Source organism: Microcystis wesenbergii NRERC-220 (assembly GCF_032027425.1).
Lineage (GTDB): Bacteria > Cyanobacteriota > Cyanobacteriia > Cyanobacteriales > Microcystaceae > Microcystis > Microcystis wesenbergii_A.
This window is the reverse complement of record NZ_JAVSJA010000001.1, coordinates 1,739,880-1,751,627: the sequence shown is the minus strand read 5'-3', so window position 1 is coordinate 1,751,627 and position 11,748 is coordinate 1,739,880. Positions and strand designations below refer to the sequence as shown.

The window sequence follows — 11,748 nt, the reverse complement described above, 5'->3', positions numbered from 1 at the left end:
CAACTCTAGGCTAGTGGGACTACCAAAATCCGCCTAGACGAAGTCAGAGACTTTCAGGATTAATCCCCAATTCCCTGAGTTTAGCCGCCAATCGTTCGGCTTTTTCTTCGGCTGCCTCAGCTTTCTGTTGTGCTTCCTCAGCTTTCTGTTGTGCTTCCTCAGCCAACTCTCGCGGGGTTGGCAACAACATTCCATCTAAAGTTGCCCAGCGAATCCAGACGGTTGTTACCCCTCTATATTCTCCCTGCCAACGAACTAAAGCTAATCCCAAACGACCACTGATTAGCCATCCTTTCTCGTTGGGTTGCCGTGGTTCATATAGGCCATCAACTAAGACAAATTCGGCAAAATCTTCAGGGTTAAAAGGATCGTACCAGAAATATTCAGGCACTCGTAACTTATCTTGATAAATCTTTTTTTTCTCGGTTTTGTCTATTTGGGTGGTACTTTCCGAGAGCAGTTCAATCACTACATCGGGGGCTTTTCCCTCCTCCCAAGTAACCCAACTTTTTCGCTCCCCTTTTGGTACGTCTAAGACGGCAAAAAAATCAGGTCCTTTGAAGTCTTGATTTTTCAGTTGTGCTGTACTGAAATAGACGAACATATTGCCACTGGCATAACCATCTTCTCGTCGGTCTAGCCAAGGGGATATAGTGTCTATTAACAGATCCATCTGCCATTTATGCCTTTGAGTTTCCATCGGTACTCCATCATCGCAGGGAAGTTCATCTTGCGTGGGTAATGCAGTTAACTGCATTGGTTGAATAATAGTCAGAGTTTCCATATTTTTTTCCTATATTTTGTGGTTTAATTAGTTAGATTTCGTAGATTTTTTGCCCTCTTTTAGACAAATACTACTTTAATTGACTGGCTATAGCAATTCTAAATGAGTCGTGAACGAGTAAGGAGCTTAATCCCATTGTTCAGCTACCTGTTTTCAAGGGTTTAGGGGATTACTATATGTTATATCACAATTCTAGGCTAGGACTCATTTAAGTAGAAATCATCATCCAAGAGCTGCTCAATTGAAAAAGGACAGGTGATTGGATACTCATTTTCTAATGGTATGCGAACGCCAAATTTAGCTTTTTTTCCATCTCTAATTGCCAGCTGGCGAGCGTCTGGATAGACTGAGGAAACTGCTGTGGACAGATAGGGATTGAGAGATGGAGTATCTCGTAAGCTTTTTTGAACTCGCTGCCGGTGTTCGTTGATTGAATCATACCAACTGCCTGTCATAGTCTCAGGCGCATCGCCTTGTATCTTGAGCTTGAGTAAATGAGCCAACAAAACCATTAAGTTACTTTCTAAGGCTCTTTTTTCTGACTTGCCCAAGTCTTGTAATTCCTCAATTAAGTGTTCAACGTCTAGTCGTTCAAATTGACGATCTTTTAATTGTTGGATTGTCTGCTCAATCCACAAGTCAAAATCAGAATCATATAAAATAGTGGACATTTCTAGCAGTTTTATTAATGATATACATTGTTCAACGTTAATATTAACAAATATTGTCCTTTTTGTCAATCAGCGATCGCCCGATAATTTCCTTGTACTATTTATCTTCCTTAACCTTCCTTTTATGAACTGAATTCTACATCTCTTGCAGAACTATCAACTTCTATTCTTAAATTTTTAGCTATTTCCTGCGCCTTGAAATCTAGCATCAGTGAAATAACTATCTTGCCGTTGTATTCTTGTTGGTATCGCTGCTGATAAAATTGGACTTTTACTTATAGAGGATTGGATTTCGCCAATTATCAACAGTCCATTTTTGATTAACAAATCCAATTCTATCTGGTCTGGTCTGCCAAAGACTTCGCCTTCGTCATCATATTCAGTAATATTAATCACCTGCACTCCGAAAGACTCTTCTAAAATTGCTTTCAGAGCAGCGCGGAAAGATTCCTCCGAGTTCAGTCCCCCTATCGATGCCAAAGCACCAACACTACTGTCGTAATCGTCCCGCATTTCCCTATCTTGCAGAATTTCGGCCATTTCTTGGCGGATAATCCCTTTAATATCTTCTTGTGTCATGGCTTTTAGAGCGCAGGCCACCTCTTTAATTCTATTAGACCTCTTGCAAAAGTCTTAAGTCGATCCTTGTACAGCAACATTTTTGAAGATTATCAACTACTAATAAATAATTAACTGAAAGTCCCTCCCATTATTGTTTCTATCGTTTGTTTTCGGATTTATGCAAGAGGTCTATTATATCGAGGGCAGGGCGATTGCGGTTGTGTCCGTCAGGAAAATCTACAGGAAAAATCCTTCAAGTTTATAGTTGTAAGCAAGCCTAAATGAAATATGAATAAGACATGGCAGGGACGGGGACGCAAGGATCGCGCCATTGAATCTGTTCATGAATTAAATAGACTTGCTATATAAGCTTCGCTGAGAGGATAACTGATATTTTTTGCTAATCTCAACCTCTCCAGATAATCTCGCAATAACACCCAAGAAAAAGCAAGTCATTCCAAATTCAAAAACAGAGGCTTGAATGATCGGACCTAAAGACATATTCAATAAAATGCCAATGCTCATTGTCGAGAAATATACAATGACAATTTTAGGCAGATCAGAATTAAGTATTTTCAAAAAGCATTTTATATGTAGAATAAAATATAACAAAAGTAAGAACATTGGCAGAAGACCTGCATCATAGGCTACGTCTAACCATAGATTGTGAACCCATTTACTTACTGGCAACTTAAACTCTCTGCCTCCAAAAGGGTATTGCCATATCTCTGTTAAGGCAACTTGATAATTGTCGAATCTACCACTCTCAGTTCCCTGACTTAAAAAGCGTTTATTGAAAACACCAAATTGAGCCAATACAGTAGATACAATGATTTCAATAATGTTCACTCCAACGGAGACTAGGGCGAATAACCCTACAAACAAAGGTAGAGTTATAAATTTTAATTTAGATTTAAATTCTAACAAAAAACCGATAGTTATAAAACCAATAGCTGTTGCTATCAACGCAAGTCTATTTTCCAGCAAAACTGTTGCATTAAATGAGAAAAAAACAAAGATTGCTGAAATCAGCACAAAAAAGAGATAAAATAGCTTAGATTCTTTTTTATGTTTATATCCATAGAAAATTACGACAATATACAATAATCCTAGACATAAGAAATCACCGACTCCAGTTGCAGGCCATTCTTTGTCAGTCCAATAATCTAAGTATTGTCTCTGTTCAATCAAGCTTGGACGAATTTGCAACGTTTTCAGGACTGATAAGACAGAATAAAAAATAGTTGAACCAACGAGGGAAGTCATCACGATAATGGTATTGTAAGGATAGGCTGGAAGCCGAGAGTAGTTAATCGAAAATCCTACGATATAAGAAAATAAGACTCGCATAATTGACGCAAAGATTGACAGCAAGCTTGTTTCTTTATCTAGGAAGCCATAGTCATTAATGGTAGTCCAATAAACAATACAAAATAGGGTCAAAATTAATAGTGATTGAATAAATTTTGTTTGTTTCAATAAACTCTTATTTAACGAAAATAATTGCCAACCCATCAATTTATCTACTATTGCCAATACGGGCAATAAAATAGTAGTCAAGGTAGAAATTCTTGGCATTTGCAATGCTGATATGAAAAGCCAAAAGCAAATCAATAAGAGCAGTATATATCTGACAGTTGAGGGTTTGTATTTGTGTTCGTATAACATGATCAATGTATTTCAATGCATTATTGTGCTTTGAAAAATGTATTATTGTGCTTTGAAAATTTTGATAAACTAGAGTAAAATCAAAAATCAAATGTTTCATGATATTATCTAAAATTGAACGGCAGTTATTTTAGATAACTTTACTTCAACAAATGATTAGTTAATTATTTCCTGATTTTTGACACTCCATGTATAGGGTTTCCCAATTTCGTTGTTCTTGATCTTTAATAAGCCGTTCGTCTGTTCCCTTTCCAAAAGAAACTTCTTTGATTTTGACAAATCCTGCCTCTGTTAAAACCCTAGTTAGTAAGTCGCTATCCCAAACGGATAGATGTCCATAGTTTTGTGTTAGAGACCGGATTGCTTCGCAGCCCGTTTTCCATTGTAAAAACATTTCATGTACTTCGTTGCCACAGTAGTAATCTATGTATTGTTTTAAATCAGGAACAGTAACCCTTAGCCAAGCACCAGGCTTCATAGTTCTATTTAATTCTTTAAGTAAGTTTAATACTTGGACTGGATATAAATGTTCGAGAGTATGTTCTGTAAATACTCCATCCCAGACATTATCATCACAATTCAGAGGCAACCTTAAATCGAGCATCCATTCAGGCTTATTTTCATATTTCTTCCAAGGTTTTAATCCACCCCAAAAATCGGCATTAGTCCAACCATCAAATATACTTCTACCACAACCTAAATGTAACAATTGGATATCAGATTTTTTAAGACTTATTCTCTTTTGAAGAAATAGTCTGCCGCACAAACTGGCCAATTCAAAAATCAATAAACCTTTTAATGTAACTTGATACTTAGTTGAGTAAATACTGTAATCTCGATCAACCATATTTTTTTATCCTTTTGTTTTAGATTTTATTAAGTTCATGGTTCAGCAATCAACTAACCGCAATCCATATTATTTTACTGATCTCATATTTATTTTACCTAAATACAATAAATTTTGGCGAATACGAAATGGTATAAATAAAGCCTTAGTTAGCATCCAACCATTGGGGAATAAGGGAGGATAAAATATACAAGAAACATGAGAAGAAATTGCATAAGAAATCATAGTAGCTATAGCGGCTCCAACACCTTGATAAGCGGGAATTAGCACCAAGTTTAACAAGATATTAGTAATTGCTCCCAACGATGTTTTTGCAAAACTCAACCGCGTAAAGTTTTCGGCCATCAACCACTGACTTTGAGCCACCCCCAAAAAGACGAAAGGACTTGCCCAGATGTGCCATGCTAGAATTTGACCAGCCTCAGTATATTCCTTACCGAGCAAATTTGTCAACAAAGGAACTGAAGCCAAAGTCATGGGAACTGCAATGGCCAGTGCCATCCAAGCCATGAGATCGTACAGTTGTTGTAGTCTAGCATAATATTCCTCTCTACTCCTCTGCTTCGCCCGCAGGATTGCGGGAAAAACAGAAGAACAAACTGCCATAGGAATAAAATACCAAATTTCTGAGAACCTGACCGCCGCCGCATAGTTTCCCACTGCTTGAGCATTTGCCATATTACCGAGCATTATTTGGTCAATCTTAATGTAAATCGTGATCATGACACCCGATAGGATCAGCGGCCATGAATCTCGCAGCATTTCTAACCCTTTCGACCAATTGACTGTCCATTGCCATATAGATTGGTGGTACTTAAGGTAAACCCAGAGCATTCCCAGTACCTTCACAACCTGCTCTGCCAGAATTAACCAGACAAAAGCGATTAACGGCAACTTGAAGGCAATCAATGAAAGTTTGATCAGGGAACTCAGAATTAACTGGACGCTTCTCAGTATAGCTAGGACTCCTGAAAGTACCTGTGATTGAAACCAAAACTCGATCACGTCAAAAGCACTGAACATTAAGCTAAAGGAAATTATTAAGGTCATCCAGCGAACGTTAGGATCGGCATCAAACGTCCAGATGGCTATACCAGTTATAATAATTGTCAATAAACTGGCTATCAACTTTAGCACAAAAGCAGTACCCAAAATCTCTGGAGCCGCTTTTTCCTCTTGGACGATATTGCGGACGACGATGGCATTCAAACCCAATTGAGAGATCGCACTAAAAAGAGCAACGAAGCTAGTAGTATAACTTAGTTTGCCAAAATTTTCTGACCCTAAATATCTAATAACCCAGATTCCGACGAAAAAGGCTAGTATCATGGTCAGGATGCGCTCGACAAACAGCCAGCCGACGTTACCGAGAATTTTACGCAATCCTGGACTCAGTTTCTGAGTGATCCCCGTCAGTTTATCGAACATTCCACCTCGACTTCATAGACATTGACACTATACCACCGATACCTACCTATGGATGTTCCGATCTGTGGGGAGGATTATCAGCAAGCTTGACCATAAGACAAAGCATCACAAAAATTAGCAGTTCTGGAAAAACTAGAGTTATCATCGTAGCACAATGTTATGATTGAGCGGTGACTAATCGAGCCAGATTGCTACCGCAAAATTTTTTAATAAAGTTATCCCTTGACTATTTGATTAATGATGAACAACCAACAAAACGAGGCGATGAACAACCAACAAAACGGGGCATTGAAAACCCACAGCCAAGGAAATCTGCCAGTTTTTGCTCAAACCGCTTTTATTCCCTCCGTGACACAGGAAGAAGAGGAACTCAACCTGCGTCAAGTCCTTTCTGTCGTCAAACATCGCTGGTGGTTAATCGCTGGCATCACCCTAGGACTCACAGGTGCGATCGCTGCTTGGACTTTCTTAAAAACCCCTATCTATCAAGGTAAATTCCTGCTGCTCATCGGTCAACCCATTGAGGAAAATCAAAGTTCTCTCAGGTTGGCAGCCCAAGATATCCTACCTCAGTTGGGTGGAGAGAACATCGATTATGATACCCAAATTGAAGTCTTGAAAAGTCCTCAACTCCTTAATCCCATCCTTAGTAAAATAACGCCTAAATATCCCGATTTTACCTACAGTGATTTAATTAGTAAAACTGGCAAATCTGATCTCAAAATTAGTCAATTAAAAGAGACGAAAGTTTTAGAAATTTCCTATCAGGATGAGGAACCGGAAAAAATCAAGCTGGTTTTAGATAATTTAGCCCGTCATTACCTAAACTATAGTTCTCAGGAACGCAAGACCGAAATTAATCAAGGGTTAGATTTTGTTAACGCTCAATTGCCCGTGCTGCGGGAACGAGTTAATACTCTACAAAAACAAATGCAGCAATTCCGGCAGCAATACAATTTCCTCGATCCTGATAAAGAAGCGACTCGTTTATCACAACAGTTAACCGCTACCGAACAAGATTATCGGGCAGCCCAGGTCGCCCTTAACGAAATTAACTCTCGCTATCAAGCTTTACAGCAACAGGTGGGATTAGCCCCCGATCAAGCAATTATCGCCACTTATCTCAGTGAATCTCCCGGTTATCAAGATTTGCTCAAGCAGCTACAGGAAGTAGAAGTGGAATTGGCCAAACAATCGGCAGTTTTTGCCAAGGATAGCCCGATAATCGCCACCCTAGAGGAAAAACGGGCTAATTTACTGCCCCTACTGCAAAAAGAGGCCCAGAGAACCCTAGGGGAAAAACTGCCCCAGACAGTGGGTAATTCCCCGGCTTTGGTATCACGAAGCGCTTTGCGGGTAGAATTAACCCAACAATTGGTGGAAGCCGCTAACACTCGCCAAACCCTAGAAATTAAGGTAAAATCCCTTGCCCGGGCCCTGGAACAGCAGAAAGCCTCGGTCAAAAATCTGGCGGTTTTAGCCCGTCGTTATACGGATTTGCAGCGAGAATTGGAAATTGCCACCACCAGTCTCGGCCGTTTTCTGGAGGAACAACAAAAACTCCAACTCAAGGTGGCACAACAGGTCGTCCCTTGGCAACTGATTGCCCCTCCAGAAGTAGAGGAAGATTTCGTTTCTCCTAAACCCGTGCGAAATCTGGCTTTAGGGGTTATCGGTGGTCTGTTACTAGGCCTAGGGGCGGCCTTTTTAGCCGAAAGATTAGACCCCGTTCATCACAGTGCAGATGAACTAAAAGAAGATACCAAACTACCCCTTTTGGGCGCAATTCCCTGGCAAAAAGACCTTGGCACGATCGAAAAAGTGATCACCGCCGCCCTACCCCAGTTAACAGTCGGCGGTCGCAAAATCACTATCCCTAATACTACTGGGAAATCAGCCCACGAAAACCCCTCCTACTATAATTTCTCCCCCTTCTCGGAAGCTTTCCGCACTCTCAACACCAATATTCGCCTCCTCGGTTCCGATTCCCCCCTCAAGTCCCTCGTGATTAGTTCTGTATCACCGGGAGATGGTAAAACCACCATATCAATGAATATCGCTAAGGCGGCCGCTAGTATGGGACAAAGAGTCTTACTGGTGGATGCCGACCTGCGACGACCCCAAATTCATCTGCGACTTAATCTCGATAACGACCACGGACTTAGTAATGTCATCGCCGAGGGTCTCGATTGGAACGAGGCAATTCAATCCCTACCCCGCTACGAGAATTTATCGATTCTTACCGCCGGTCCAATTCCCCCGGATCCCACCCGTTTGCTTTCTTCCCAGAGAATGCAGGAGATGATCTCGCAATTACAGCAAGACCACGCCTTCGATCTAATTATCTACGATCTACCACCGATCGCCGCTTTTGCCGATGCCAAAATTCTCGCCGCCATGGCCACTGGCCTCATTCTTGTCACCAAACTGGGCAAAACCGATCGCTTTGCCCTGAAAAATCTGCTCGAAGACCTGAGATTATCCCACATTTCCGTATTAGGTTTACTGGCTAATAATGTTAGTCGGAAAGACCACAATTATCGTTACTATGGCCATTACTACGGCAAAAGATAAGCTGTTCGTAATTTAAATTGCTTGTTGAGACGAGGCAAGAGGCAAGAGGCAAGAGGCAACAGTAAAGGGATTGAGGGAGATTCGGCTAATATTAAGAATAAGCACTTTAAATGCGTCTTAGCTTAATTAAATTGAAGATAGATTTTGGCTTCGATCCCCCCTTAATCCCCCCTTAATAAGGGGGGTGTCTGATGGTTTTTAACACCTAACTACTTATTGATCGGTTATCAACTTTTAATTGATGTTAAATGCGGGTTTTAATTTGGTATCGCAATGATCTGCGGCTTCACGATCACGAGGCAATTTATCAAGCTGTTCAAGAACAATTAGAGATAATTCCCTTCTATTGTTTTGATGAGCGTCAATTTGCTCTTACTTCCTACGGGTTTCCAAAAACTGGCAAGTTCCGGACTAAATTTTTATTAGAAAGCGTAGCAAATTTACGACAATCTCTGGAAAGTTTAGGCGGTAATTTAATTATCCGACGGGGAAAACCAGAAGACATTATCCCGCAATTAGTTCAAGAATTGCAGATAGCCAAGGTTTATTATCATCAAGAGGTAACAGCAGAGGAATTAGCGGTAGAAAAAGCGGTAAATAAGGCTTTATCCGGGGTTCCTGTGCAGATAAAAACTTTTTGGACGGCCACTTTATATCATCCTGATGACTTACCTTTTACCCTTAATCAACTGCCGGAATTATTTACTAATTTTCGTAAACAAGTAGAACGTCATTGGGAAATAAGAACAACTTATCCCACCCCGAAAAAGTTGACAAAATTGCCTAAAATAGAGTTGGGAAATCTTCCTAGTTTAAACGATTTAGGCTTAACAGAACCAATTCTAGACCGGGGAGGTGTTCTGTCGTTTCAAGGCGGTGAAATGGTAGGAAAATCACGGGTTAAAGAATATATTTGGGATAGTGATTCCTTAAAAACCTATAAGGAAACCCGCAATGAAATGTTAGGGACTAATTATTCCTCAAAATTCTCAGCTTGGTTAAGTTTTGGCTGTCTTTCCCCCCGTTATATCTATGAGGAAGTAAAAAAATATGAGCAAAAAAGAGTAAAAAATGACTCTACCTATTGGCTGATTTTTGAATTATTATGGCGAGATTTTTTCCGATTTATTTGCAGTAAACACGGTAATAAAATTTTCTATAAATCTGGTTTGCAAGAACTTAATTTACCTTGGCTAGAAGATTGGGAAAGATTTAATCTTTGGTGTGAGGGAAAAACCGGTTATCCCCTTGTAGATGCTAATATGAGAGAATTAGCCGCTACAGGATTTATGTCGAATCGTGGCCGGCAAAATGTCGCTAGTTTTCTGACCAAAAATCTCGGTATTGATTGGCGCCTGGGAGCAGAATGGTTCGAGTCATTATTAATTGATTATGATGTCTGTAGTAATTGGGGTAATTGGAATTACACTGCTGGTGTCGGCAATGACGCGCGAGGGTTTCGTTATTTTAATATCCCTAAACAGTCGAAAGATTATGATCCCAAAGGTGACTATTTACGTCACTGGTTGCCCGAATTAGCCCGAATAAAAGGCGATAAAATTCACGAACCTTATAAATTATCTCTGGAGGAACAAAAGCGTTATGGGTTGATTTTAGGGGTTAATTATCCCCGTCCCATTGTCGATTTTTTTCAATCGATTAAACACAATGAAAAAATTTATCTTCAGCATTTCAGTAATCAGTAATCAGTAATCAGTGGACTTCTACCTAATATTATCTCAAGACTATAATTCTTTCTAGACAAGAAACTTACCCAAATAAAAATTATTTTAATAGCCCCATATTTTTTCCGTTAAATTGAATTAGCAACGATAGATATATATTGGGATTATCGAACTATTCATTAGTACAAATCATCAAAGCAAGCTCTGATTGGGTTATAATTTTTGCCGATGTCTAATCAACTGAAAACTCACATCCGATAACTGATAACTGATCACTGATAACTGATAACTGATTAAGACATTTCTAACATTCTTTGAATCGGCAACAGTGCCTTAACTCTTAAATCTTCAGAAATAGTAATTTCTGGAGTTTTATCTCGCATACAGAGATACAATTTTTCGAGAGTGTTCAGTCTCATGTAGGGACACTCATTACAAGCACAGTTATTTAAAGCTGGTGCGGGTATAAATACTTTCTCTGGGGCGGATTTTTGCATCTGGTGAATAATCCCCGGTTCTGTGGCGACAATAAAGGTTTTTTCGGAACTTTTCAGGGAATAATTTAATAGTGCCGTCGTGGAACCAATATAATCGGCATGGCGTAAAACCGATGCTTCACACTCAGGATGGGCGATAATTTTTGCTTCTGGATGGGCGACTTTTAATTCTATTATCTTGCGTTCGGAAAAAGTTTCATGGACAATACAACTACCCTGCCAAAGAACTAAATCTCTACCAGTTTGCTGACTGACGTAACGGCCTAAATTGCGATCAGGAGCGAAGATAATCGGTTGATGGGCAGGGATTTGGTTAACTATTTTGACTGCATTGGAACTTGTGCAGATAATATCACTCATGGCTTTAATTTCTGCACTGCAATTGATATAGGAAATCACGATATGATCGGGATATTGGGCTTTAAAACGAGCAAAATCTTTAGGATGACAACTATCAGCTAAAGAACATCCCGCATCTAAATCCGGCAGCAATACTAACTTATCCGGATTTAAGATTTTAGCTGTCTCTCCCATGAAGTGAACCCCCGCAAATACGATCACGTCTGCCGGGGTTTGGGCAGCCTGCTGGGATAAACCTAGAGAATCACCAATATAATCAGCTATATCCTGTATGTCAGAATTTTGATAGTAGTGAGCCAGAATAACAGCGTTTAATTCCCGTTTAAGCTCTTTAATTGCTGTAAATAGGTCATCAGGTAAGCTCGATCGATTTGCGGGTTGAACAGTTGTGAACACGGTAGGATTTATGGTTATTTTTACCAAATACTAAACAAGTCCCTATATCATAGCAAATTTTTTTAAAGTGATTAGGGACTGGGAGCTTTTTTCAGTGATCAGTAAACAGTAAGCAGTAATCAGTGAAAAGACCGCAGAAAACTGCCATTTAATCCTGCTCACTTGCTATTCTCTTCTCTTATCTGATCAATGACCCCTGATTAAGACTGTCCACTAAAAACTCACGTCTGATATCAGTAAACAGTAAGCAGTAATCAGGGAAAAGACAGCAGAAAAC

9 protein-coding genes are annotated in these 11,748 nt (G+C 39.7%); 2 read left to right on the top strand and 7 right to left on the bottom strand.

Annotated features, from left to right (window positions below):
• Nucleotides 1–43: 43 nt before the first annotated feature.
• The 6 genes from RAM70_RS08480 to RAM70_RS08455 all read right to left on the bottom strand — a co-directional run bounded on the left by RAM70_RS08480 (nt 44) and on the right by RAM70_RS08455 (nt 5,959).
• Nucleotides 44–784 (bottom strand): Uma2 family endonuclease, encoded by a 741-nt coding sequence (locus RAM70_RS08480; RefSeq protein WP_045362389.1) that lies wholly within the window; start codon nt 782–784, stop codon nt 44–46.
• 197 nt (nt 785–981) lie between these two features.
• Nucleotides 982–1,455 (bottom strand): DUF29 domain-containing protein, encoded by a 474-nt coding sequence (locus RAM70_RS08475; RefSeq protein WP_061431917.1) that lies wholly within the window; start codon nt 1,453–1,455, stop codon nt 982–984.
• A gap of 177 nt (nt 1,456–1,632) precedes the next feature.
• On the bottom strand, nt 1,633–2,055 hold the full coding sequence (locus RAM70_RS08470; protein WP_238567900.1) for a DUF3782 domain-containing protein: 423 nt from the start codon (nt 2,053–2,055) through the stop codon (nt 1,633–1,635).
• A 309-nt stretch (nt 2,056–2,364) separates the two neighbouring features.
• Complete coding sequence (locus RAM70_RS08465; RefSeq protein ID WP_238567902.1) at nt 2,365–3,576, bottom strand: O-antigen ligase family protein; 1,212 nt, start codon at nt 3,574–3,576, stop codon at nt 2,365–2,367.
• A 268-nt stretch (nt 3,577–3,844) separates the two neighbouring features.
• Complete coding sequence (locus RAM70_RS08460; protein WP_045362393.1) at nt 3,845–4,531, bottom strand: class I SAM-dependent methyltransferase; 687 nt, start codon at nt 4,529–4,531, stop codon at nt 3,845–3,847.
• A gap of 69 nt (nt 4,532–4,600) precedes the next feature.
• Entirely contained in the window at nt 4,601–5,959 is a 1,359-nt protein-coding gene (locus RAM70_RS08455; protein WP_045362395.1) for a flippase, read from the bottom strand.
• Nucleotides 5,960–6,223: 264 nt separating this feature from the next.
• On the opposite strand from RAM70_RS08455, the gene RAM70_RS08450 reads away from it, so the two are divergent.
• Together RAM70_RS08450 and RAM70_RS08445 are read left to right on the top strand one after the other, a co-directional pair.
• Nucleotides 6,224–8,533 carry a GumC family protein gene (locus tag RAM70_RS08450; protein ID WP_045362500.1) on the top strand — a complete coding sequence of 770 codons (2,310 nt, stop codon included), beginning with the start codon at nt 6,224–6,226 and terminating at the stop codon, nt 8,531–8,533.
• Nucleotides 8,534–8,781: 248 nt separating this feature from the next.
• On the top strand, nt 8,782–10,239 hold the full coding sequence (locus RAM70_RS08445; protein ID WP_312673260.1) for a DASH family cryptochrome: 1,458 nt from the start codon (nt 8,782–8,784) through the stop codon (nt 10,237–10,239).
• Nucleotides 10,240–10,511: 272 nt separating this feature from the next.
• Here the strand turns inward: RAM70_RS08445 and nadA are convergent, their stop codons facing one another.
• Nucleotides 10,512–11,471, bottom strand: coding sequence for a quinolinate synthase NadA (gene nadA, locus RAM70_RS08440; protein ID WP_312673259.1), 960 nt, complete (start codon nt 11,469–11,471; stop codon nt 10,512–10,514).
• Nucleotides 11,472–11,748: the final 277 nt, after the last annotated feature.